21 protein-coding genes are annotated in these 23498 nt (G+C 43.5%); 13 read left to right on the top strand and 8 right to left on the bottom strand.

The genetic code is table 11. The annotated features are described in order from the left end of the window. The first annotated feature begins 100 nt into the window (after positions 1–100). The gene (locus H6F77_RS03385) at positions 101–5914 is read left to right on the top strand and encodes an alpha-2-macroglobulin family protein (protein ID WP_190485399.1); all 5814 of its coding nucleotides are present in this window, start codon (positions 101–103) and stop codon (positions 5912–5914) included. Positions 5915–5946: 32 nt separating this feature from the next. Here the strand turns inward: H6F77_RS03385 and H6F77_RS03380 are convergent, their stop codons facing one another. The 3 genes from H6F77_RS03380 to H6F77_RS03370 form a co-directional block, all read right to left on the bottom strand. Next, positions 5947–6834, bottom strand: a complete 888-nt coding sequence (locus H6F77_RS03380; protein ID WP_190485350.1) for an XDD3 family exosortase-dependent surface protein — start codon at positions 6832–6834, stop codon at positions 5947–5949. 386 nt (positions 6835–7220) lie between these two features. Continuing rightward, positions 7221–7958, bottom strand: coding sequence for a DUF928 domain-containing protein (locus H6F77_RS03375; protein WP_190485348.1), 738 nt, complete (start codon positions 7956–7958; stop codon positions 7221–7223). Positions 7959–8077: 119 nt separating this feature from the next. Further along, entirely contained in the window at positions 8078–8440 is a 363-nt protein-coding gene (locus H6F77_RS03370) for a helix-turn-helix domain-containing protein (RefSeq protein ID WP_190485346.1), read from the bottom strand. 688 nt (positions 8441–9128) lie between these two features. Here H6F77_RS03370 and H6F77_RS03365 point away from each other — a divergent pair. From H6F77_RS03365 to H6F77_RS03355, 3 genes are all read left to right on the top strand, one after another. Next, positions 9129–9569: an RrF2 family transcriptional regulator gene (locus tag H6F77_RS03365; protein WP_206753440.1), complete on the top strand. Its 441-nt coding sequence runs from the start codon at positions 9129–9131 to the stop codon at positions 9567–9569. A gap of 18 nt (positions 9570–9587) precedes the next feature. Continuing rightward, positions 9588–10550, top strand: a complete 963-nt coding sequence (gene cysK, locus H6F77_RS03360) for a cysteine synthase A (protein ID WP_190485344.1) — start codon at positions 9588–9590, stop codon at positions 10548–10550. A 393-nt stretch (positions 10551–10943) separates the two neighbouring features. Continuing rightward, a complete protein-coding gene (locus H6F77_RS03355; protein ID WP_199321159.1) occupies positions 10944–11483 on the top strand; it encodes an MgtC/SapB family protein in 540 nt (179 codons plus the stop codon). 58 nt (positions 11484–11541) lie between these two features. On the opposite strand, the gene H6F77_RS03350 is transcribed toward H6F77_RS03355, so the two are convergent. The 3 genes from H6F77_RS03350 to H6F77_RS03340 all read right to left on the bottom strand — a co-directional run bounded on the left by H6F77_RS03350 (position 11542) and on the right by H6F77_RS03340 (position 13379). Next, the gene (locus H6F77_RS03350) at positions 11542–12126 is read right to left on the bottom strand and encodes a 1,2-dihydroxy-3-keto-5-methylthiopentene dioxygenase (RefSeq protein WP_190485342.1); all 585 of its coding nucleotides are present in this window, start codon (positions 12124–12126) and stop codon (positions 11542–11544) included. Positions 12127–12358: 232 nt separating this feature from the next. Continuing rightward, complete coding sequence (locus H6F77_RS03345; RefSeq protein ID WP_190485340.1) at positions 12359–12757, bottom strand: YidH family protein; 399 nt, start codon at positions 12755–12757, stop codon at positions 12359–12361. Positions 12758–12788: 31 nt separating this feature from the next. Continuing rightward, positions 12789–13379, bottom strand: coding sequence for a Crp/Fnr family transcriptional regulator (locus H6F77_RS03340; protein ID WP_190485337.1), 591 nt, complete (start codon positions 13377–13379; stop codon positions 12789–12791). A gap of 86 nt (positions 13380–13465) precedes the next feature. On the opposite strand from H6F77_RS03340, the gene H6F77_RS03335 reads away from it, so the two are divergent. The 6 genes from H6F77_RS03335 to H6F77_RS03310 all read left to right on the top strand — a co-directional run bounded on the left by H6F77_RS03335 (position 13466) and on the right by H6F77_RS03310 (position 17217). Next, complete coding sequence (locus H6F77_RS03335) at positions 13466–14281, top strand: phosphate/phosphite/phosphonate ABC transporter substrate-binding protein (RefSeq protein ID WP_190485335.1); 816 nt, start codon at positions 13466–13468, stop codon at positions 14279–14281. Further along, on the top strand, positions 14238–14384 hold the full coding sequence (locus H6F77_RS27535; RefSeq protein WP_206753441.1) for a hypothetical protein: 147 nt from the start codon (positions 14238–14240) through the stop codon (positions 14382–14384). Before H6F77_RS03335 ends, H6F77_RS27535 begins: the two co-directional genes overlap by 44 nt. 73 nt (positions 14385–14457) lie before the next feature. After that, on the top strand, positions 14458–15372 hold the full coding sequence (locus tag H6F77_RS03325) for a branched-chain amino acid transaminase (protein ID WP_190485331.1): 915 nt from the start codon (positions 14458–14460) through the stop codon (positions 15370–15372). A gap of 611 nt (positions 15373–15983) precedes the next feature. After that, positions 15984–16238, top strand: coding sequence for a DUF7219 family protein (locus tag H6F77_RS03320; protein ID WP_190485329.1), 255 nt, complete (start codon positions 15984–15986; stop codon positions 16236–16238). Further along, complete coding sequence (locus tag H6F77_RS03315) at positions 16235–16597, top strand: response regulator (protein ID WP_190485327.1); 363 nt, start codon at positions 16235–16237, stop codon at positions 16595–16597. The genes H6F77_RS03320 and H6F77_RS03315 overlap by 4 nt, the downstream gene beginning before the upstream one ends. Positions 16598–16686: 89 nt before the next feature. After that, the gene (locus H6F77_RS03310; RefSeq protein ID WP_190485325.1) at positions 16687–17217 is read left to right on the top strand and encodes a cysteine hydrolase family protein; all 531 of its coding nucleotides are present in this window, start codon (positions 16687–16689) and stop codon (positions 17215–17217) included. Positions 17218–17567: 350 nt separating this feature from the next. On the opposite strand, the gene H6F77_RS03305 is transcribed toward H6F77_RS03310, so the two are convergent. Continuing rightward, positions 17568–18887, bottom strand: coding sequence for a tetratricopeptide repeat protein (locus H6F77_RS03305; RefSeq protein ID WP_190485323.1), 1320 nt, complete (start codon positions 18885–18887; stop codon positions 17568–17570). A 428-nt stretch (positions 18888–19315) separates the two neighbouring features. Between H6F77_RS03305 and H6F77_RS03300 the strand changes: the two genes are divergently transcribed. From H6F77_RS03300 to H6F77_RS03290, 3 genes are all read left to right on the top strand, one after another. Continuing rightward, the gene (locus H6F77_RS03300) at positions 19316–19513 is read left to right on the top strand and encodes a hypothetical protein (RefSeq protein WP_190485321.1); all 198 of its coding nucleotides are present in this window, start codon (positions 19316–19318) and stop codon (positions 19511–19513) included. A gap of 341 nt (positions 19514–19854) precedes the next feature. Further along, a complete protein-coding gene (locus tag H6F77_RS03295) occupies positions 19855–20226 on the top strand; it encodes a transposase family protein (RefSeq protein ID WP_190485393.1) in 372 nt (123 codons plus the stop codon). 346 nt (positions 20227–20572) lie between these two features. Next, entirely contained in the window at positions 20573–22183 is a 1611-nt protein-coding gene (locus H6F77_RS03290) for a GUN4 domain-containing protein (protein ID WP_190485319.1), read from the top strand. A 622-nt stretch (positions 22184–22805) separates the two neighbouring features. On the opposite strand, the gene H6F77_RS03285 is transcribed toward H6F77_RS03290, so the two are convergent. Continuing rightward, on the bottom strand, positions 22806–23381 hold the full coding sequence (locus H6F77_RS03285; protein WP_309228793.1) for an SDR family oxidoreductase: 576 nt from the start codon (positions 23379–23381) through the stop codon (positions 22806–22808). Between the last annotated feature and the right edge of the window lie 117 nt (positions 23382–23498).

Here is a 23498-nt window from a genome sequence, read left to right as displayed (position 1 = left end):
TTCTATAGTTGCTCTACCCGGAAAGCTGACAGATTGAGATGTAGAAAGGTTGTTAGGAAGTCCGTGTCACCTATCCAAGGGATTAGCTGTGAGGAAAGTCATGCAACACATGGGCAGAATTATCAGAATTTCGATACAGTTCCTATTTGTCCTAGCACTTGTAGTGGGCATGACAGGATGCGGCATAGTTAACATCTTCTCAGGTAACGAGCCGCTGCCACAGGTTTCCTCCATAGCTACACCGCAACTGCCAGAATGGATTGAGCAAATTAGCCCCACCGGGCAAGCTGAACCTCTATCCCAAATTATCATTAGGTTTAAAGACGCTCTAATTCCAGTAGAAAGTCTTGATAGTCCAGATCAACAGCGTCTATTACAGAAATTTGAAATTCTGCCGCCTCTACCCGGTCAATTTAGATTCTTAACTCCCCGGATGGTAGGCTTCCAAGCCGACAAAGCACTACCTAAAGCCACCCGCGTTAAAGTTACCCTCAAATCGGGTTTAGCCGATCTGAAAAATCATAAATTAGATCGGGATTTAGCTTGGACTTTCAACACAGAACCCATTCAATTATCCAATTTGCCCGGAACTCCTTTACCTGTTAATAAGAAAGCAGAAGTTCCTGAAAGCGAACCCATCGATTTAAAGCCTACCCTTAAATTCAGCTCTAACGTAGAACTCGATCTGCCTTCTATTCAAGAGCATTTGCTATTAATCCCGGAGGGGCAGAAAACGGGGATGCGGTTAAAAGTCGCCCTAGATAAAGAAGAAAATATCCCCTCCGAGTATCAGCAGCCACAAGAAAATTTTGACCCCTCCGCCCGCAACTGGACATATTCCCTAGTACCCGAGCAAACTCTAGCCAAAGCCACACGTTACCGCTTAGAATTTTCTCCTGGATTGCGTCCTGCCAAAGGAAATTTAGCTAGCGAAACTCCCTTTACTAATGAACTTACAACTTATTCGCCCCTAACATTTAAAAAGCTACAATTTTACGGCCAACTGGATGCAGGAGAAGCCTACGGACGCTTTGTTAAAGGCAGCCCACAACTGCAATTTAATAATGGCATCGTCGCAGATTCAGCTATTGAGAACATTAAGATTAATCCTGCGCCTAAAGAGTCTCCAAAACTTATTCAAGCAAATGATGGAGACAGCCTTGTTGGCTTCAATCCTTATGCTCTAGATCCTACAACCACTTATACAATTACCATCGGTGCCAACCTTAAGGATAAGTTTGGGCAAACTTTGGATAAGCCAGTCACGTTGAAGTATGAAACAGGCGATGTGGCTGGCGATATCTGGGTTCCCTCTGGGTTGCATATTTTTCCATCTGGTAAAGATTTACAGCTAAATATTACAACCGTCAATCTGCCAGAATCTAACTACAAAGCCGCTTATAAAGTGGTGCAACCGACTGATTTAGTCTATACAGATTCAGCCTATCCCAAGGGAGAAACTAACGATCTGCTTCCCAATCCCAATTCTTGGCAGAGTTTCCGGGTATCAGGCAAAAAAAATCAGTCTACTGATGTAACTGTTCCTTTACGAGATAAATTGGGCGCGGCTACTGGGATGCTAGCTTATGGCGTTCAGGGACGAACAAATAGTTATAAGCAGAATGGTAAGCAGCAATGGCGGGAATTGACTAATTATGGAATAGTGCAATTAACTAATTTGGGAGTATTTGCACAGTGGTTTCCATCTTCCGCATTAATTAGAGTGCATCATCTCTCGGATGGTTCACCCGTAGCATCTGCACCAGTCGAGATTTATGAATCGCAGTTAGAGGCTAAATCTCAAACTCAACCAACGCCTTGTGCAACTGGTAAAACTGACCAAACTGGCACGCTGCTGCTAAATCTTCAAGGTTTGCAGAAATGCATGAAATCGAATTCTGGCTTTGCAGAAGCGCCAAAATTACTAACAATTGCTCGTGAAAATAAAGATTGGGCTTTTGCTCGTAGTAATGAGTATAGCGGTGCTTACGATTACGGCATTTATTCAGATTGGCAAGGTAATAAGCCAGAATCGCGGGGAGTAATTTTCTCAGATCGTCAGATGTACCAACCAGGCGAAAAGGCTTCGTTTACTGGGATGGCTTACTATCTGCAAAATGCTGTACTAAAACAGGACAAAAATTCTCGATACAAAGTGACCCTAGAAACTTCTGATGGTCAAAAGACAGATTTAGGCACTCAGACAACTAATGAATTTGGCACGTTCTCGCTAGAAGTGCCCATCAAAACTAATCAGCCTCTAGGCTATTATTCAATACGCGCTAAGGGTGATAGTGGCGCGGAAATATCTGGAGAATTTCGCGTTGCTGAGTTCAAACCGCCTAATTTTAAGGTGGAGGTAAATCTTGATAAGGAAGTTGCACTAATTGGTCAGAAAGTTGAGGCTAAAGCTACTAGCAACTACTTGTTTGGTTCACCTGTAGAAGGTGGAAAAGCTACTTATTACGTGACGCGATCGCGCACCGATTTTAACCCTAAAGGTTGGGATAAATTCTCCTTCGGTCGCCAGTGGCTTTGGCCGGAGGAAAGTCCTGCTGTCTCTAGCGATGTTTTCCAACAAAATGCTGTATTAGATGCTAGCGGTAAAGGCAGCCAAACGGTGACAGTTGGGAAGGATTTGCTTTACCCGATGACTTACCGCGTGGATGTGCAAGTCGCAGACGTATCTAATTTATCTGTATCTGATTCTAAAAATTTTACCGCCTTACCAAGCGATCGCTTAATAGGTTTGCAAAGCAACTTCGTCGCTGATGCGAAAAAACCTTTCCCCATCGAAGTTATCGTCACCGACCCTACAGGAAAAGTAATAGAAGGTCAAAAGGTGCGCGTCGAACTGCAACAAATGAAATACAGCAGCGTGACGCAGGTAGTGGAAGGAAGCCAAACTGCTAAAAACCAAATCGAATATAAAACAGTAGGACAAGCGGAGGTAAAATCTGCAAGCAGTCCGCAAGCTGTTTCCCTCACTCCCCCCGAATCTGGTTCTTATCGCATTCGCGCTAATTTTACTGATGGTAACGAACTACTTGCAACCGACTTGCAGATTTGGGCTACTGGAGATAATGCAGTAGCGTGGGGTTCGCGAGAGGGCGATCGCTTGGAAATCAAACTCGACAAAGAAACCTACAAACCAGGCGAAATTGCTACAGCTTTAATCCAATCTCCTTATCCCGAAGCTGAATTATACTTTGCTGTTGTCAGGCAAAATATCATTTATCGGACAACAACAAAAGTTAAAGGCGGTGCGCCTCAAATTCAGTTTCAGGTAACGCCAGAAATGTTACCTAATGCAGCAGTACAAGCAGTGTTAGTTCGCCAAGGCGCTTCCCTAGATCGGGCGGAAGCAGGAAATGTAGAAAATCTGGTGCGGATTGGAATGACCCCATTTAAAACCAACTTGGATGATAAATATTTAAAAGTCCAAGTTACTCCACTCCAAGCGCAACTCGAACCTGGTGCATCAGAGACTCTGCAACTAGAATTGAAGGACGATAAAGGCAATCCAGCTAAAGGACAATTCACAGTAATGGCGGTGAATGAAGCCGTCTTGCAATTAACTGGATATCGTCTACCAGATTTAGTACAAACGGTTTATGCAGACCAACCTATTTCCACCCGCTTCAGCGATAATCGCCCTGATGTAGTGGTAAAAGCTACTCAGCTTAAACCCAAAGGTTGGGGTTATGGCGGCGGACTTTCATCAGGTGCAGCTAATACTCGCGTCCGCAAAGATTTCCAAGCTTTAGCTTACTATAATGGCTCTGTTTTAACAGATGCTAGCGGTAAAGCTACTGTTAGTTTTAAGCTACCGGATGACTTGACGACTTGGCGAGTAATGGCTGTTGCAACTGATGGTAATTTCCACTTTGGTAATGGCGAAAATACTTTCATAACTACTAAGCCACTGCTGTCTAATGCAATCATTCCGCAGTTTGCACGTCCTGGCGATCGCATGCAGGTTGGCTTATCTGTAACTAACAACACGGGACAATCGGGAAATCTGGCAATCAATGGTAACGTAAGCGGTTCAGTCCAGTTTGCTGAAGATAATTCTGGCAGTTTACAAACTCAAGTACAATCGGGAACTCAGGCTTACCGTTTTCCCATAATTGCCGCTAATACGGGTGAGGGTAAAGTTCAGTTTCTTACCCAATTAAATGGGACATCGGATGCTTTTGAAGTGCCTTTGCAAGTGAAGCCGCTAGAAATTACAGAACAAGTTGTAGAATCTGGAACGACTAACAATCGGGCAAAGATTCCCTTAAATATAGATAAAAATGTTGCAATTGATGCAGGAGGTTTAGAAGTTTCTCTGGCTAGCACGCTGATACCGGAGATTACTGCACCAGCGCGACAGGTTTTGGAAAAAGACCAGTTGCCGTTTTTAGAACCAGAGGCGAGTAAACTAGCGATCGCGGCCAATCTTGCCTCTCTTTCTCAACAATACGGTCAGAGTTTAACAGGCTTCAATCCAACCCAAGAAGCCAAATCCGCGCTAGAACAATTGCAAAAACTCTCTTCTCCTGATGGCGGGTTTGCTAGCTTCCCAGGACAGAAAACTTCCGATCCGTTTGTTTCTCCCTACGCGGCTGAATCTCTGGCTAAAGCATCGAAAGCTTTTCCAAATGCTGTAGATGCTGGAATGGTATCTCGCCTTAAAGGTTATCTAAAGAAAATTCTGGCAAACCCCGCACAATACGATTTCTGCAAGCAAGAACTATGCAAAAATCAAGTGCGGCTAGAAGCGTTAATGGCTTTAGCAGAACTAGGAGAAAAGCGCAATGATTTCTTAACAGATATCTATCAGGTACGCAGCCAATTCGATCCAGTTATGCAAATTAAACTGATTCGATACTTATCCCAGTTTCCAGAATGGCAGCAGCAATCTCAAGAGTTGTTAAATCAGTTGCAGGAAAGTATCTATGAAACTGGTCGCAACGCTACTATAAATCTGCCGCAAGGCTGGAAGTGGATAAGTTCGCCTACAACTGCTCAGGCTCAAGCTTTGCGATTGTTTGTTGCTGTAAACGCGCAGCAATCTGTTAATAAATCTGCGACTTCAGCCACGAAGGTTTCCTCTCTAAAGCCTGTAAAACCAGAAGCTTTGGATCGCTTGCTAAAAAGCCTCTTAGCTTTACGGCGCAATGGTTCTTGGGGGAGTAGCTACGATAATGCCTCTGCTCTAACCGCTTTGGTTGAGTACAGCAAGTTGCAGCCAACGCCGCCTAATTTTACTGCTACAGTTCAACTCGCTGGCAAGAAATTAGGGTCAAGTAGATTTGAAGGCTATCGCAAGGCTAGCCAGGAAATTAAACTGCCAATGGCCGATTTACCTAAAGGGCGCAACGAGCTTATTTTAGACAAATCTGGCAAGGGTACGTTGCACTATCTAGCTGCTTATCGCTATCGATTACAAGGAAATCAACCAGGGCGATTTAATGGGTTGCGCGTAGTGCGAGAAATCAGCCGAGTTGGTGGGGATAAGGTCTTGAGAAAGGTAGGATTGTACGCTTCTGACGATCCGTTGACTCTAGAAACCGGGCAAGTGTTTGATATTGGTTTGCAGATTATTACCGATCGTGCTGTCGATCATGTCGTGATTACAGATCCTCTGGCGGCTGGTTTGGAGGCGGTGGATGCTAGTTTCAAGACTAGCAACTTGAAGTTACAGGCTGAGGGAGATGACTTTGGATTTAAGAGAATTTATCGCGATCGCATAATGGCTTATAGCGATCGCCTCCAACCCGGAATCTATACCCTCCACTACCTCGTTCGTTCCGTTACTCCTGGTACTTTCCTCTGGCCTGGTGCAGAAGTTCACCTACAATATGCTCCCGAAGAATTTGGGCGATCTGCTTCCTCTACGTTGATAGTTGCGGATAAGCAAAAGTAGCAAAAGAAGGGTGGGCACTGCCCACCCTCCTGCTAAGTATTAACTTTTTTACGCAATAGTCGGGAAATCCCACCAAAAGCACCAAATGCCAATATTCCCAATGCCGAAGCAGGTTCTGGAACTGATTCCGCTTGGCTAATAATTGCTATGCCGTCGTTAGCGCATTCGGCAAAAATATTGGCAATATAACTATCACCAGGCAAAGAAGATTTGGCAAAGCTGAATCCAAAAGTTTCAGAACCACTCGCGCCAAACTTATTGAAATTTAGCCCCAATGTATTCAAGCTGGCTGAATTTAGGAAACTGATATCGCCAACCTTAGTCCCAGAATCTATTTCATTCAGAACAGTCGCGTAGCCTTCGCGTTCAAAGTAAGGGTCAGTTGCAGCTAAATCGGCCATTGAGGATGTTCCACCTCCGGCTGCAACATAGTTGTCATACTGGGCTAAGTTTACAAATCCACTGTTGGTCAAACTGACACTTTTAGCAGTGACATTTTTATATACACCTGTAGTTGCTGCACCAGAGTCATTGGTCTCGGCAAAACGGACAGCAAATAAACTTCCATTAGCGCTAGCCGTCTTAAAATTTTGCCCTGAAAAATTGAAGAACAAATCGCCCCAGCCGACGCTACCGTTAGCCGCTTGGCTATTGGCAAAGCCTGTAATCGGCAGATTGGCATTAAGAGCCACAACTATGCGATCGCTCTTTTCTTGGATAGCCATCCCATAAAATTCAAATACACCGCCTCCGACTTGGTTGCCAGTAAATCCATCTGTAAATGAGTCGATGGCGTAATTCCAGCCGTTGTGCAGCGTTCCGGCATTAGCCACCTGTCCCCCGGTGCTAGCGAGACATACGGTAAAGGTAGCAGTAGCTACCCAGCGTGCGAACGAGCGTATTTTTGTTAAGGCGAACATTTTCTATATCCTTAGAAAGTTGATTGCTTAATATGTAATTGTTGTTACTAATTTTATTTCAGGCGAATATGATAAATATCACCTACGCCAAAGTTCAGCATAAACACGTAGCCGCTTAAGCCAAAACCCCTTAGCAGGTATGGCGGCAGACAAATTTAGTGTATTTACGCAGATATAGCCGCAATCCACAGGCGCGATCTATACGGCTAATTAAAAATTTAAATAAAAATACTGAGCCACCCGTCCTTTAGGAGACATGGTAGCAGGGTTACTATTTGCAATATTCACTTTGTAGATGGCGATCGCCGCACTAAAAAACCTAACCCCCTTTCTGAGAAAAATAGGCAGTCAACAGCAACCACTGTTTTGATTGAGAAAGCTTAACGTTAATTTATAGGTTCTTCAGCAATATCCTCCAAGTCAACTTGCTGCAACATATTTGCCCATTCTTTAGCTAGCGATGAATCATTGGGATTCTCGCGGCGTAAAGAGGCTAAAGTTATAAGAGCGTCGTGCCAAATGCCTTCTTTTAAATAAATATTTATGCGATCGCCCATGGATGCATTCTCTAGTTTAGGAACAAGATCGGCGCTTAAGTTAACTCTTTGAATTGAACCGTTTATATTCACATCTCTTGCTCGATCCTCGACATCGCATATTAATGAAAAACTCCATTGATACTTCTTGCCAACTTCTAGCGCTGGTAAGATTGAACCAACAGGAAGGCTAAGGCTAAAAACACCAGATTTGCTAGCAATATTGAACTTTCCCTGGTATATATCCCCTTTGTTTTCATCAGCTAAGACAAACTCTGCCGACTTTGCGTCAGTTTGAGGAATATAAACAAATAGTGTCGGATATTCAGCAGTAGTTAAGCTGAATGAAGTTTCTTGAACCAATGCAGTTAAAGGTTTGTCACTTTGGCACTCTCCTCGCGTACCTGCGGACGCTCTGCGACCGCTATTGCCTGTCGGTGGTGGAGTAGGTAACTTAATAGGGGAGGGAGTAGGCGAGGGAGCAGGTGGGGGTGTTTTCGCCAATATTGGCAAGCAAAACATCAACAAAGCCAAAACTAACACGATACAAGTAGTCGTTAAATTTGAGCGTCGCTGTTTCCAAAACATAGTGGTGTACCTTTCTGTTAAAAGGCTTTAAAACTTAGAATATGTTGCGCGATCGCATCCGTAGATTTTTAATTACTACCAGCGATCGCCTTAGTTTTTAGTAGACTAAATTTGTCCTACTATAAAACATTTTCTTCTTTTAGTCTTGCAACCATTGCTGCTCTTGATGTAACGCCCAGCTTAGTAAAAATCCGCCGCAGATGCGTGGCGACCGTCCAAGGACTAATATTTAATATTATACCGATTTGCTTATTAGGAAGCCCTTGAGCGATTAGGTTAGCGATCGCTTGTTCGCGGGCGCTAAGGCTAACCTTATTATCCATCTTTGGTCGGCAGCGCACAACATAATAACGTATGCCATCAACATCAGATTCAAAGATAACCTCATCCACTGTTTCCTCAGTTCCTTGAATCACTTTTGCTGGAGCCGAAGTAGCAACGTTTTTTACGAAATCATTCAGCATTTCTTGTTGGGAAATCATTGGTTTTCCTGGTTCTTCGTATTGCAATTAACGATTAAATTCGTAATTTTACGCAATTTTTCAGCAGTAGATGCACGCTCTTTTATAAAATTTTTCTTTAAGTATTGCGGAGAATACTTGCTTCCTTACATTCAACTGCTACACCAAGTCTCAATGAAATTTCGGATATTTCTCTGGAATTTTATATAAAAGCGAGTGGACACAGCCTAGCCTGACAGTTTTCATAAGCCTTTTATCTTGGCGATAACTCATTTGAGCTTCAGTCGCAAGTGTGCTTAACCAGAAAAAACTGACCGCTAACAAGTTTTCACGAGTAACTCATCTTATATAAGAAAGCAAAAATCTAGGCTGGCTTGGATTGCTATAGAGGGAAGAAGCCTTGGTATGGGGGCATAATTTTTTACCAGCGATCGCACAACTAAAAAACGATAAGTTCTTTCTCCCCCTTGCGTGAAGTGCAGTAGCTTCTACCTCCAAGCGTTGTGAGATTATCTCAATTTCTCAGCTGGGATTCATATGTTAAATCCCACATTCACCACCTCTTGCCCCGACGAAAACATAAATTACTACAAATCGGTAGGAATACCGTAGTATAGTAATTCACTAGCTTAAACAAAAGAAATCATTTTAAAATACAAAAAATCTATCGGATAACCGTAGTATAGTAGAGTGCTACGTTGGCCGTTAGATGATGGAACTGTCCTCAAAGGTGAAGTACGCTTTGTTGGCTCTTTTAAAAATAGCCAGCCACTACGAGCAGGGAGACTTCCTGCAAATTGACCAAATTGCTGCCGATCGGCAAATACCAGACCGTTATCTAGCGCAACTGTTGATGATGCTACGGCGTTGTGGCATTGTCCGCAGTCAGCGAGGCGCTAAAGGCGGTTATTTGCTGGCTCGCGAACCGAGGCAAATTTCCCTGATGGAGATTTTGGCTTGTCTGGAAGGGATTAAGAACCCAGAACCAGAAGGTCAGGCTGCATCCCAAACAATGGAGGATTTTGTCATTCAGCAAGTTTGGCGGGAAGCTACTATGGCAGCAGAGGCAGTCTTCCAGCGCTACACCTTACAGGATTTGTGCGAAAAACGGGATGAGGGCCAACAGTTAAATACCATGTACCACATTTAGCGTTGAAAAGGTGGAAATATGCGGATTGCTCGCAATATCACTGAACTGGTTGGCCATACACCTCTGGTTCAGTTAAATCGTATTCCTCAATCGGAAGGATGTTTGGCTCGAATAGTTGTCAAGCTAGAGGGTATGAACCCAGCGTCTTCTGTAAAAGACCGCATCGGCGTGAAAATGATTGAGGCAGCAGAGGAGGCTGGTTTAATTCAGCCGGGAAAAACTATTCTGGTCGAACCCACTTCTGGCAACACTGGCATTGCCTTGGCGATGGTGGCGGCGGCTAAAGGCTACCCCTTGATTTTGACGATGCCAGAGACGATGAGCGAAGAACGGCAGGCTATGCTTAAAGCCTATGGTGCCCGACTAGAACTGACACCTGGAGTTGCAGGGATGAGGGGGGCGATCGCGCGTGCGGAAGAAATTACCGCCACGACTCCCAATGCTTATATGCCGCAACAGTTCCGCAACCCAGCCAACCCCCAAGTTCACCGCGAGACAACAGCCGAAGAAATTTGGGCTGATACCGACGGCGAGGTAGATATTCTAGTGGCTGGGATTGGTACTGGTGGCACGCTTACCGGGGTAGCTGAGGTAATTAAACAGCGCAAGCCTAGTTTTCAGGCGATCGCTGTTGAACCAGTCAGCAGTCCAGTTATCTCTGGAGGTAAACCAGGAGCGCATAAAATTCAAGGAATTGGCGCTGGATTTATCCCAGAAGTGCTGCGAACAGACCTAATTGATGAAGTTGTTACCATCAGCGATGACGAGTCGATGTATTATGGTCGCCGTCTAGCCCGCGAAGAGGGCTTGCTCTCAGGTATTTCTTCCGGCGCGGCTTTAGCAGCGGCGATTCGAGTTGCCAGACGAGTAGAGAATGCAGGGCGTTTGATTGTAATGGTGCAACCAAGTTATGGCGAACGTTACCTAAGTACGCCTTTGTTCCGAGATCCAGAAGTGCTAGAAGCTGCCTATGTTAACTAAATTCAAGTGTTAGGCAAAAGCCGCTTAGATCGAAATTTTGGTCTAAGCGGCTTTTTTGTGGCAACTTAGACGCAATACTGTTCGCTTAAGGATAAGCATTTGTTGGGTTTCAGGATATTAAAACTTCAGCTAGGGAAGAATTTCTCGGCGCGATCGCATCTACCACCCAGACAAAATGGCGATCGCTACTTAATAAGTTTATTGTTGAATTTAATCCTCTCTTAACCTAGACTTAATGTAAATCTTCAGTAAGCCGAGCGAGTTTCCGTAGTTAGCTTGAGATCTATAAAAGTATCGCCTAGCTAGTCACAAACAACTTGAGTGGGGCAAAATCCAATCAGCACGTTGGCACACTGAGAGATGGGTGTTCTAGTTCTTCCGGGATTCCAGACAATGAGTTCCATCTTTTTCAGCTCCAGCGATTGGCAGAGTATAACCTTCAGGCTAACTACCGCGCTGCTAGTTGGCGGTGCGATTGGCATGAACCGCGAACAGCCTGGTAGACCAGCGGGTGTCAGAACTTTTATGATTGTGAGCTTAGGCGCTGCCGCGTTTGTGATGATTCCCTTGCAGGTTGATGGTGAGAGTACCTTTTACTCTACTAATGCTCTGAGTCGAACCATTCAAGGTGTTGCCACAGGAGTAGGCTTTTTGGGAGCAGGAATGATTCTGCAACAATCTCGTCACGACCTTGGTAAAACAGAGGTAAAAGGGCTAACTAGCGCAGCAACTATTTGGCTGGCTGCTGGATTGGGAGCAGCAGCAGGCTGCGGGCTATGGCTAATGTGTCTTATTGGAACGCTGTTTTCGTTAGTAGTTCTCAGCGGAGTGAAGAAGCTCAAGAAGTCTCCCTTGGTTCGTCTTGATGACTACAAGCCGACGAAAACAAAGGGTAAAGATACTGAATCTACCGAAGATGTAGAGCAGCAGTAACTTGTTTTCTTGGTATTTCGTTGTTACAGAGAATCCAAAAGCTTTGGGAAATATTGCCTTATAAGCCCAACTCGCGATCGCCCTTAGATCTTTTCGCAACAGATTGCCGGAAACTAATTTCGGTGTTGGTATAGTGCGGCGTCCAGCCGCCTGCGGTAGTGAAATATCTTACCGCTTTGATATTAAACGAAGCTGTCAGACTAAACCAATGCTCCGTACCGCCTGGAACATTAATATACTCCTCTGGTTGCACGATTAGTTCTACTTGGCTACCATCAGGACGCACAAATCCGAAGATGCACTCCCCAGCAAGGATGTAAAGCGCTTCGTCATCTGTATGGATGTGGCAGCGATCGAAGTGGGTTATTAGTGCATAAAGACTAAACGAACCAGGGTGCAACACGAGCAAGTCGCGCCACATATAGCCAGCGCTGCGCTTGACTTCCCTAAAGTGATTGCTAACAGCAGCCAATACCTGCTCTTTCTCAACGATGTTGAGAATGTCCTGTTCTAACAATCCAGGCAGCTCCAGGTTTTTTCTTACAGGACAGCGTTTCAACTGGATATTGAGATGAGCAAGTTCGCGGGTAATTTCAGCGAGATTAGTGTAAATCGTACCGTCTTCTAGTTGCAGGATAGCCATGTTCTACTCCTCTAGCTTTTACCCATAAAATAATTCAGGCGCGTATTAATGAGAAATTACCAAATTTAAAATACTTAATTTTGATAGATCAACCGGATATTATAAGTTGTTCGTGCTAAAAATACAGCATTTATTTATCTAATAAATTAAAGAATTATAAAAAATTATGCGTTTGAGGTAAGGTATCGGCAACGGCCATTTATAAACATAACCGTTGCCAGAAGTTGTTTACTTACTCAGGAACAACGGGACTTAAGGGGTTGAGGGGGGCTGTGAAGACGAAATAGATAACCCCAGCTCCCAAGATGGTAATGGCGAGGCTAAAAAGGATAACCCATCGATCTGCGGGTTCATAAGTATCCTCATCAATGTCACGACGGACGGCGAAGTAGTGCTGAGTGGATAGTAAAACAGTTGCTAAACCAACTAGGGAGAAAAGTAAACCCAATTTCCAGCCATTGCCGGGATGGGGGAGAATAGGCGGACGGAAGGCGCGGAGGCGCACGATAACAACGCCAAAGCCCATCAGGGCGATCGCGGTACGCATCCATGCTAAATAGGTGCGCTCATTTGCTAGGTGATCTCGCACCCGCGACGGATTCAGCCGCCCTTTAATTTCTGTATTGCTCACCCCTCAACCTCTTTACAGCACTTGAATATTATTAAATTTCATAGTGCCAGAAAGGCTGTTGCTCGTGCAGAACAATAAAGTGGTGAGGTTGGCGCTGGATAATCCCCCGCTGCTCAAATTCTTTGAGCAGCCGCGTAACCGTTACTCTCGTAGCACCAATTAGTTCGGAAATTTCTTGATGAGTCAACCGCAACTCGATTAGTTGCCCTTGCTCTGTTTCACGACCAAACCTGTTTGCCAACCAAGTTAGCAGTCGCCAAAGCGAAGCATCAACCGATCTGCAATGCAAAATCTCCAAGAATTCTTGAAAGCGCTGAATATGCAGGATCATAGCCTCGCTAGCTTGGTTCCATCTCTCAGCGGGTAGCATAGTTGCCTCTACAGACGTGAGACATTCAATTTGATAATGATCCGCTTTCGATAGCACTCTACCAGCAATATCCCCAGGCCCCCACAACCCAAGAGTAATGGGCGTGCCGTCTTCGCTGAAGGTTAAGGTGCGAACTATACCTGTTTCGATTTGCCAGAGATAATCCCGTCCTAACGGTAGTAGAGAGCGGCGCGTAAATCTACGTCGCTTGAGTTGAGCAGAGCCAGGAGCTATAAGCGTGGAGGAGATCATCGATATTAACCTTAAGTATGAGGGAATTTTACCAGTAAATACTGTATCCCGATAGACTAACTGTAGATTATAACTAAAGAATTTCTATGAGCCGACCGGACAAACTTAGGTTAGTCTCCTACCTGGCTCCCAATATGTTCTGGTTTTACAAGGCAGTTGGGGCATATCTAGGGCGAGTTTTTGATGTAGAAGTGCATATAGTGCAAAGCGAGTACGATCCGCTTGAAGATCCGGCGATGCTGGAAGATCGCCTGGACGTTGCTTTTATCTGTGGGTTGCCGTTCATCCGCCATCACCGAGTCGTCCCCAATCAACTAGAGGCGATAGTTGCGCCAGTATGCCAAAACCTGCGCTATGGCGATCGCCCGGTTTACTTCTCGGATATTATTGTCAAAGCTGACAGCAGCCTCAAAAGCTTTGAGGATCTGGCAGGTAAAACGTTGTGCTACAACGATCCAGGCTCGAACAGCGGCTACAACCTGTTGCGCGATCGCCTATTAAAAGCTGGACACCCCAGTAACTTTTTTGGCAAGGTAATTCAATCTGGTTCGCATCAACGTTCGATTAGATGGGTTGTTGAAGGACTAGCAGACTGTTCCGCTATCGATAGTACTGTGCTAGAGCAAGAATTGCGCGATTTTCCTAAATTATCAAATAATTTACGAGTTGTTGAGTCCATCGGGCCATGTCCGATGCCTCCCGTCGTTGCGGCGAAGCGGCTTGGGTGGAAATTTATTAAGGAAATCCAGTCGGCGCTATTGCAACCAGATGCAGAACTGCAAGATGCAATGAAGCGATCGCACATACAGGGTTACGTTGCCATGCAGTCGGAAGAGTATGATGCGATCGCCAGTATGTATGATGCAGTGCAAGCAGGTTACGACAGCATCGGTAAAGCTTAGACCAGCCAGAGTTTTTCCCCCGACAGCTTACACCCACGAGGATGGTAATTTTTTTGGAGCGATCGCGCTCGAAATCGTCGATTATGAAATTGAGAAGCGGTAATGTTAAACTCAGCAGGGCAGTTATCTGCCCTACTGAGTTTAACTGCATCTCGCATTCATCGTTCTCTTTACCCATGTATAACTTTTTACAATTTGCCTACTTCCAAAACGAATTTGTACCTTTTGCTGATGCTAAAATTTCCATTGCCACTCATGCCTTACACTATGGAACCGGAGCCTTTGGGGGATTGCGCGGTATACCCGATCCTGAAGATTCTAAGAAAATTTTGCTGTTTAGATTAGACCGTCATTGCCAAAGATTAAGCGACAGTGCAAAGCTTTTACAATACGACTTGCCAGCCAAAAAAATTGAAGAAGTTATAGTTGATTTTGTAAGAAAAAATAGGCCAACTGCGTCTTTTTACATCCGGCCTTTTATTTACACATCAGGTTTAGGTATTGCACCTAGAGTCCACGACATAGAAAAAGACTTTTTTGTATATGGGTTGGAATTAGGAGATTATTTGTCTCCAGAGGGAGTCAGCTGTAGAATTAGCTCTTGGTATCGACAAGAAGATCGGAGTTTGCCGCTACGAGGGAAGATTAGCGGGGCTTATATTACTTCTTCTTTGGCTAAAACTGAAGCCGTAGAATCTGGCTTTGATGAAGCCATTTTAATGAATTCTCAGGGTAAAATCAGTGAAGCTTCCGGGATGAATATATTTGTAGTGAAAAATGGGCAAATTGTTACCCCCGGATTCGAGCAGGATATTTTAGAAGGAATTACTAGAGATAGTATTCTGACAATTGCTAGGGACTTTGGTATTAAAACTATAGAGCGTCCTGTTGATAGGTCTGAGCTTTTGATTGCTGACGAAGTTTTCTTGAGCGGTACGGCTGCAAAAATTGTGCCAGTGCAGAGAATTGAAAACTACGAATTGCCCAAAAATAGACCAATTGCTGAAAAACTCAGAGAAAAACTGACGGCGATCGTAGAAAATAGAGAAACGAATTATCGCGACTGGGTTTATTCCATCGCGATTGACTAAGGGGTAAAAGTAGCGGTTATCAAAAATAAGGCAAAAGAAAAAATAGCGATCGCTTAAAGCCAGAAAATTGAATGGGAGCTTTATACTGTAAAAACTATTTTTTTTCTGCTTACTTTTTTTGATGAATCGCTAATTTTGCACCATTTAACCGCCAGCACCCAATACAAAACAAGGTGCATCTTGTATTGTTTTTGAGTTTTCCCTTTCTAAGTTAGTAAACCTTGGGGAAATAACTGGATTATCCGGTCGCGTTCTGCTTAGTGAAGCGTTACAATCTTAGCTCTTTTGCCCAGCCTTCCTGGCCAGAAACAAAATATTGTATCGATGGCTACATATCTCGGTCTAATTCCAAGGGATGCTACTTTATCCCTGATGAAAAAATTCTACTTTTGTTGGGAAACTAAGAGGGGCTGCGCTAAGTCTTGTAAAGCATATATACCGCGTTAAATTCACGCTTGCTGCAACCTCCAAGCATGATATTTTATCTCCCTATGTTTGTAGATCGGTTGACCAGATCTAAATCAACGTTAATTTGTGACTGAAGACATAGGCATAGAGATTAAGACTGGGTTAAGATAGCTTTAATTAAAGGTTAGCTAAATGGAGGAGTTATGCCACAGCCCGAAGGTGTAGACAAAAATAGCTTACTCTACCCCCGCAGTCGCTACTATGGTCACGTCAAGCCAGAGAACCTAGTATTCAATGCGAACCTCCAAGAATTTGCTCAAAAAGTTGGTTATATAACCAATTTAGAGACTGGTGGCAAGCTGTCTGCTGAAGAGTCTTACAAGCAGATTAAAGCTCTGTGGAAACAGTTGAAACGCACCAAAAAATCTTTGGGCATTGGCACAGATGTAGCTGAATGAGGAACATATTGGTGATAGAAGATGAAGAACTTCTCCGTGAAAGTATTCTTCATCTTTTAAATATCAATGGGTTTAATGCTATTGGTGCCGAAAATGGCAGCGTTGGGGTGGGCTTGGCAAGAGAAGTTGTGCCCGATCTGGTTTTGTGTGATGTGAGGATGCCTGGAATTAATGGTTACGATGTTCTCAAAGAGTTGCGTAACGATCCTATTACTGCAAAAATTCCCTTCGTTTTTGTTACTGCTCAGACACCTCAAGCAAATTTTGACCAAGGGCAAAAACTGGGAGCAAACGGTTATCTACGCAAACCGTTTTCTGGTGCAGAATTACTAGCAGAGATCGCGCTGCTGCTGAAGTGACTACCTTTGAGCATACGTCCTTTTGGGCAGGACAGCGCTGCGATCGCTGAGGTAGAGTGCAGGAAGAAAATTAACGTTTAGTAGCAAGCATGTCCGAGCCATTACTCATTGTCGATGTGCAATCGGGGTTTATCAACGAATTTACGCATCATATCCCGGAGCGTGTGGTTCGCCTCATCCAGCGCAACGATTATGAGCCTATCCTGTTCACTCGGTTTATAAACAGCCCTAGCGGGCCTTATTGCCGCTTTCTTGGGTGGCACGGCTGTGACACCGAACCAGATACAAATCTTGTTGCCGAACTCGAATCATTTGCCAAGCCAGAGTTTGTCTTCTCAAAGCCTGGACTTTGCGGGATGCCGGACGAACTGACCAAATTCGTCCGCGATCGCAGTATTGAGCGAATCTCAATCGTTGGCATCGACACAGATATGTGCGTGTTGAAAATTGCGATGGATCTCTTCGACATCGGCATTGAACCGATGGTAATCGCTGATTGCTGCGCTAGTACGGCGGGTTTGCAGGCACACTTAGCGGGGCTGGCGGTACTCAGCCGCAATATTGGAGCCAAGCGGCTGCTAGAAGCTGGCGTTGGTGACGGGACGCTGGCTGCACCATAGAAGCGCTGCGATCGCAGTTTAAAAGTAAAAAGAGAATCCCCATCAATAAAGTTCGGGGATTTAACAAAGGCACCTTGTTTCTTGCACTGCATGTCTCGAAACAAATAAACAGATTTGTTTCTCTTAATAAATTTTCGGCGTCAGAACATTTTTTATTTTTCTTTCTTTTGCCTTTTAACTTTGTTTGGTAAGGGCAAATACTCCGGGTCTAACTTAGATAGTTAAGCTATTACCCATTTAATTGGCAATAGGATAAGCGCAATGCATTGCGCCCCTAATTGCCGGGAAAGTGTTGCCCCTTGTCCCCAAAGCCATTAATTTAATAGGCATTTCAGATGCACAACAGCTTATTAGTGGACTTTGGCGTAATTCAAAGATAATCCACTGGGGATAGAGGAAATAGTACGACGAGAGGCAATGCGCTTTTCTAGGATGTGCAGTGCTTCATAATTCTGTTCGGCACGCAGCCATGCATCGAGATAAACTTGCTCGAATAGGTCGCGTTGAGCGTGGCTACCACCGATTTCATATAGGCGGGGCAAGGTTGGTCTAAGTTGCGCGATCGCCCTCTCCCAATCTACTTTGGCATGAGCAACCATCCCTCTGGCGGCTGGCAATACTACCTCGCTCCACGTCCGTTGAATAAAGGGTTTGGCATTTTTGGCATAAGCTTGCATGCTCAATAGCATTTTGGTTAATTGGTCATTTTGACCCGCCCGTGCTAGAGCGTAAACATAATGCAAATCTTGAAAAGGCAAGGCGTGTTCGTGAATTCGTGGGGTAAGGTATTTAGCAACTTCAGCCCAGCGATCGCCTACATCTACTCCTCTTAATTCCAACCGCAATAGCAGCGAAATAGCACCCACTTGATCTTTTGAAGACTCTTTCCAAGCGCGTCCCCATACGTGGGTGTCATATAGCTTCAATACTTTCGGAATCTCTTCTTTTTCCAGGTAATAAAGGGCAATATGCCACCAATTGTGAGTGTACAAAAGTGAGTTGCACTTATTCCAAGTATCAGAGTGGCTTTCCATCCATGCAATCCCTTCGTCAAGCCGACCCTGTGTTTCCATCACATGAGCTACTGCATGATGCGCCCAAGGATCGTAACGGTTCATTTGTGTTGCCTGTCGTCCCCATTGTTCGGCTTCTTCCAAGCGGTGGCACTGTTCTAAGCCGAAGGCTATCATGCCGTATAGATAATGGTTTTCGCGGTTTGCGGGCAGAACTTTTAGAGCAATATCTAGCAAACCTTGTTTATTTCCCAGGTAGAAGTAGTGGTATTGCCCTCTTTGAACTGAGGCAAGGTCGCGGGGATACTTTTGGGCAATTTCCTCATGGTAGGCGATCGCGCGATCAACATCCCCACTAGCCCAAGCGTCAATTGCCCACACGTATAGCTTCTCGCGCTCATTTACCTGATTAAGGTATTTGTTAGCTGCTTGGATATAAGGCGCAGCTTGAAGTTTAGCTTCTGCGCTTTCCAACGAGAGGTAGTGCGCTGCTGCATGAGCATATGCGATCGCGCAGGCTGGATCTGCTGCAATCGCGTCCAGAATCACCAAAGCATCATTGCCATAACCCAGCGACCTATCGACAAAAAGATCTATGGCGGCGATCGCAATGGGCGAGTTGGTTGTAACTTCGAGTCCTTGAGCGTCTTTCAACATCTACTTCCCCTCGATACAGTTCTCATTCCAAGTAAGGAGCCGACCAGATCTGCCATGAAAAATGCATTCTGTGTCAGTTTTATTAATCTACACTATCTTGATTGGGATAGTGTAGATTAGTTTAAACGGAAGTATGTCATAGAAAAACCCAAAAAGCAAATCGCCGACGCGGCTTTAGCGGGCGATCGCTGAGTAACGAATCTTTCCGCGTAGTAGGGGTTGAACACCCAGAACCCAACAGCAGCGACTGTTTCGTTGGATTTTGTTCCCGTTCAACCCACAATACGAGTTTTCTAAAATTTCAAGAGTTTTCAGCTCCCCCGCTTCTTATATAAGTGGGGGATTTCGCTAGGCGAATCATTAGACCTATCCTTAATATAAACTAACTGCAACAATAAAGAATGCAGTTAGTTTTAATGTAGTTAGAAGTGACTAGCCATTTACAACGGATTGAATTGCATCCCCACGAAGCTAAACGATTAATTGGTATCGAGTATGAGCAATTTTTAGCGCTTGTGGCTTTAGCTGAAAAAAGACACCTTCAAAAACAGGCAGAAATTGCCAGAACAAAAATCCGCATTAATGCTCCTAGAGGTGGACGTAAACCTGAAAATATCCCCTGCTGAAGGAGTTTGTCTGTGTTTAGTATATTTGAGGAAAAAGCCAATTTTTTAAAATTTAACATTACTATTTGATGTTTCTAAGACTACAGCGGTTGGATGCTTTTAATTACTGTGTATAAATTTTTAGAGATATTTTACAGCTTCTCAAATGGAAGACTTTGAAGCAAATCCAGAAAAATACAAAAAAATGCGAACTATTATTACAAAATATTAGTTAATAGTAGATAGCTCAGAACAGCCTACTGGAACACCTATAGAATACAAGTAACATAACAGATATTATTCCCGCAATAAAAAAGCCCGCTATGAAAAATCATGTTAGTGTTTTATTTTAACAACAAGATATTGTTGATGTTACTATTGTTCAACTGGGGAAAACAAGTGACATTAATTTATTTCGACCAACCCAGCATAAACTTACTCTAGAACAAAAATTTATGGAAGATAAGGCATATAAACGAGAAACTGCTATTACTAATTTTTATAAGAAGCCAAATAACAGCGAATTATCAGAGTCGCAAAAACAACAAAACAAAGAGTTGTTCTCATTACGCATAGGCGTAGAACATTTGATAGGAATAATCAAAATAGTTCGGGTAGCTGGCGAAAAAATTCTCCTACCTCGTACTCAGTACAAAAAAGTAATTTTGACAGTTTGTGGTTTAGTGCGCTTACGGATTAATAGAGCAGTTTTACTAAATATTAAAAGTGTTTAATAGTTAAACGCTTTCATTCAATTGAGGATTTAGCATTTTTGTGAAAATTTTTACTCAAACAGCCAGTCGCTTTCTCAAAGCCCAATTATACCGTGAACTAGGCAACAGCTAGCTGTCAGGTAATAAATCGCAAAAATCATAAAGCACAAGGCGTTGATAATTTACGGATGGGTCTATGGGGAGGGTGAAGCTAAGGATGAAGTTTTGTAATTATCTGCATAAATTCTTGGGAGAAAGCCAGAGTGACTTGAGTAAGGAAAGCTTCAGAGGGTGCATCGCGATTGTGGACATAATACTCCCTGGCGTCACAGCTAGGGATAATGCAAATACACGCGCAGAGTAATTTATGGAATCTCAACTACGTTGCATTCGTACCCTAGCGCATAAAGCTAGTTACCCCACTTTTAGCTCAGATGGAAAAACTTTAGTTAGTTTTAGTTCTAAAGATAAGACGGCTAATGTATGGGATGTCAATACTGGCGAATTGAAAAACACTTTTACCGGGTTGAAAGAAATCGTATTTAGTGTTGATAGAAAAATTTTAGCTGGCAACTATGACGACAATACTATTAAACTTTGGAATGTAGGAACTGGCGAACTGAAGCACAGTTTGACCGGGCACCCATCTGGAATTATTTTCATTGCTTTGAGTCCTGATGGTCAAACTTTAGTTAGCAGAGACAAAGAAAATATCAAACTTTGGGATGTAGAAACTGGCGAACTGAAGCACAGTTTGACCGCGCACTCATCTGAAATTCTTTCCATTAGTTTTAGTCCTGATAGCAAAACTTTAGTTAGCCGAGACAAAGAAACTATTAAACTTTGGAATACTTTTACTGGAGAACTGATAAGCACTATTGCTAAACGTTGTATCTTAGATTGGTGTAGTAACGTTACTAACCTAGAAAATTCTGTATTCAGCCCTAACGGACAATACTTAGCCATTGCCAGTTCTGAGCCGCAAGAGGGCAGAATCTTTCACAAAACTACCACTTTGTGGAATATGGAAACTGGTAAAGAAAGCGGAACCTTAAATAATACTTGTGGTGCGATCGCTTTCAGTCATGACGGAAAAAATTTGTTCATTAGTTGTAAAGAAAGGCAACAAGAGGAGGTTGGTACCCCAGGAGGAGTGGAAACCTATAGTGTTGATGTCCGCTACACGCGAATGTGGGACTTGACGACTAATCAAACCAAAACTTTCCATTCAGAACACTTTTGCGACCTCAGTCCAGATGGGCAGTTCGTTATTACTGCACAGGAATACGATGATGGTATGAATCCTTTGCACGAAAAGATAAATATTATAGATGTGGGTGCGGGTAAAACAGTTAAATCTTTTCCTCGGGGAACTAGAGCTAAATTAAGCCCAGATGGCAAGATTCTTGCTGTTAGCGAAGGGTTGCAGCTTCTTCAGCTGATAGACTGGCATAGTGGAAAATCTATTGCTACCCTTTCTGGCGGTATTTATAATTTCACTTTTAGCCCGGATGGCAATATTTTAGCGGTTGGAGATAACGACACCATTAAACTGTGGCAGGAAAGCACTGAACCAATTCTTAAGCAGCAATTGCACGGAAATGCTTATCCTCACTTAAAGCGATTGGAAAATTTCTTGGCATCAGAACTATGGTCAGATGCGGATTTAGAAACGGCTGAAGTCATCAAACATTTCCCGTCTCAAGATTTAAACATAGTTGACCAATTGTGGGTACACTATAGCAACGGACGCTATGGTTTTAGCGTGCAGAAGCAGATTTGGGAAAGTGTTCGGCACGACTACAATCTATTTCAGATCAATGTAGGGTGGGGTTTTACTGCTTATCGCCGCAATTTATATCACGATAGCGGCGATGATTCATACATTGCAGAATGCTGGCATACAACAAACAAGGGATACTATCCACGGGCGATTGGAATTGGACTATCGGAGATTTTCTCTCGTTTGGGAGACTAGCACAGAAAGATTGCTCTATTCCCTAAAAGCGTGTTTGTAAGAAAAGATTAAGGACGGTGTCCTGCTCTAATGCAGCCTTTATTTGCATTATTCTTTGCCGTAACGCACCATCTAAAAAAGGTGGTGCGTTATGCTGACTGTAATGGGGTGGCAAGACTAATTTAGTGCATTAGGCTTCGCGATTTCTTCAGTTTCAAAAACTGGATAAAGATGCTTAAGTTTGAACCTTGCATCTTCGGTAGTAAAACGCAAAATGACTTTACTTGTTTTACCGTTACATTCTTTTTGCCAAGCTGCCAACTCAGTGGGAAGGGTTTCCACACAAGGAATACGTTGGTCTAAACGCTATTGGCTTAAGGCAATTGCATTGCCGAATAGTCTTCACCCTGTAGGGCCATTTTTACAGCCAAAGCTCGTTTGAGTTCCCTTGCCTCTAGAGTACTGTGAATGAACCCTGTTAAAATTGCTATTCTTTATTCTTCTTGTTGTTCTAGTAAGAGATTACTCCTAGGTATATCCGACGCTTATACTGTTACACAAGAGTAACATGAACTTACAATTCAAATAGGATTGCTATATGTACAAGTAGGTTTTGTAATCTGTAAGATTACAAAACCTACTATTAGTTAGAGTTGGGATTGCCTAATACTCCTTTTTTGATTAGGTATGACATAACCTTAGTCAATAGTTCAACACTAATTGGGGGACAATTAATATTAGTATCAGCTAACCCATCTAAGGTATTTTTGCAGTCAAATTTTAGGAGAGGTGAACTTGTATTTACTTCTGGAGGTTTAGACCAAAAAGGTACGAGTGGAAAAAGAGGATTATCGGGAGATTTGCCAGCAATAGTGCGTAATTCTTCGCGCCATTGTTCGTCTGAAATTTCTCGCAAGGGATAGCCAAAGGAACGCACCCAGTTCACAATATCTTTAAAAGGAGCAGGGTTGGGATTGACTAGGTGAAAAGCTTTACCAAGTGATTCTTTTTGTCTGGATAAATGCGCGATCGCTTTACTAACAAAATCCACCGGAATTAAATTCCCCATTCCATCCCTCTGGGGGACACTACCCATTTGAATGCAGCCTTTGAGCATTCTAAATGTATTATCGCTAGTGTTACCAACTCCAGTTTCGCTGTGCCAAACTATACGACCTGGGCGATAAATACAGGCAGGTATGCCGCGAGCGCGTGCAATATTAATGGTTCTTCAGTACTTGTTATGCCAAATTATTAGTTAATAAGAGAAAACAAGATTAATAAGTATATCAAAAAAAGACTTAAAATGCTGCCATGCTTGACATCTAGGCAATAT

It is taken from the genome of Microcoleus sp. FACHB-831 (assembly GCF_014695585.1).
Classification (GTDB): domain Bacteria; phylum Cyanobacteriota; class Cyanobacteriia; order Cyanobacteriales; family FACHB-T130; genus FACHB-831.
This window is presented reverse-complemented; position numbering and strand designations above follow the sequence as displayed.

Excerpts from the sequence above, each read along its gene's own strand:
- H6F77_RS03385 (WP_190485399.1), top strand. The coding sequence starts at position 101 with ATGCAACACATGGGCAGAATTATCAGAATTTCGATACAGTTCCTATTT.
- H6F77_RS03380 (WP_190485350.1), bottom strand. The coding sequence starts at position 6,834 with ATGTTCGCCTTAACAAAAATACGCTCGTTCGCACGCTGGGTAGCTACT.
- H6F77_RS03375 (WP_190485348.1), bottom strand. The coding sequence starts at position 7,958 with ATGTTTTGGAAACAGCGACGCTCAAATTTAACGACTACTTGTATCGTG.
- H6F77_RS03370 (WP_190485346.1), bottom strand. The coding sequence starts at position 8,440 with ATGATTTCCCAACAAGAAATGCTGAATGATTTCGTAAAAAACGTTGCT.
- H6F77_RS03365 (WP_206753440.1), top strand. The coding sequence starts at position 9,129 with ATGATGGAACTGTCCTCAAAGGTGAAGTACGCTTTGTTGGCTCTTTTA.
- cysK (WP_190485344.1), top strand. The coding sequence starts at position 9,588 with ATGCGGATTGCTCGCAATATCACTGAACTGGTTGGCCATACACCTCTG.
- H6F77_RS03355 (WP_199321159.1), top strand. The coding sequence starts at position 10,944 with ATGAGTTCCATCTTTTTCAGCTCCAGCGATTGGCAGAGTATAACCTTC.
- H6F77_RS03350 (WP_190485342.1), bottom strand. The coding sequence starts at position 12,126 with ATGGCTATCCTGCAACTAGAAGACGGTACGATTTACACTAATCTCGCT.
- H6F77_RS03340 (WP_190485337.1), bottom strand. The coding sequence starts at position 13,379 with ATGATCTCCTCCACGCTTATAGCTCCTGGCTCTGCTCAACTCAAGCGA.
- H6F77_RS03335 (WP_190485335.1), top strand. The coding sequence starts at position 13,466 with ATGAGCCGACCGGACAAACTTAGGTTAGTCTCCTACCTGGCTCCCAAT.
- H6F77_RS27535 (WP_206753441.1), top strand. The coding sequence starts at position 14,238 with ATGATGCAGTGCAAGCAGGTTACGACAGCATCGGTAAAGCTTAGACCA.
- H6F77_RS03325 (WP_190485331.1), top strand. The coding sequence starts at position 14,458 with ATGTATAACTTTTTACAATTTGCCTACTTCCAAAACGAATTTGTACCT.
- H6F77_RS03320 (WP_190485329.1), top strand. The coding sequence starts at position 15,984 with ATGCCACAGCCCGAAGGTGTAGACAAAAATAGCTTACTCTACCCCCGC.
- H6F77_RS03315 (WP_190485327.1), top strand. The coding sequence starts at position 16,235 with ATGAGGAACATATTGGTGATAGAAGATGAAGAACTTCTCCGTGAAAGT.
- H6F77_RS03310 (WP_190485325.1), top strand. The coding sequence starts at position 16,687 with ATGTCCGAGCCATTACTCATTGTCGATGTGCAATCGGGGTTTATCAAC.
- H6F77_RS03305 (WP_190485323.1), bottom strand. The coding sequence starts at position 18,887 with ATGTTGAAAGACGCTCAAGGACTCGAAGTTACAACCAACTCGCCCATT.
- H6F77_RS03290 (WP_190485319.1), top strand. The coding sequence starts at position 20,573 with ATGGAATCTCAACTACGTTGCATTCGTACCCTAGCGCATAAAGCTAGT.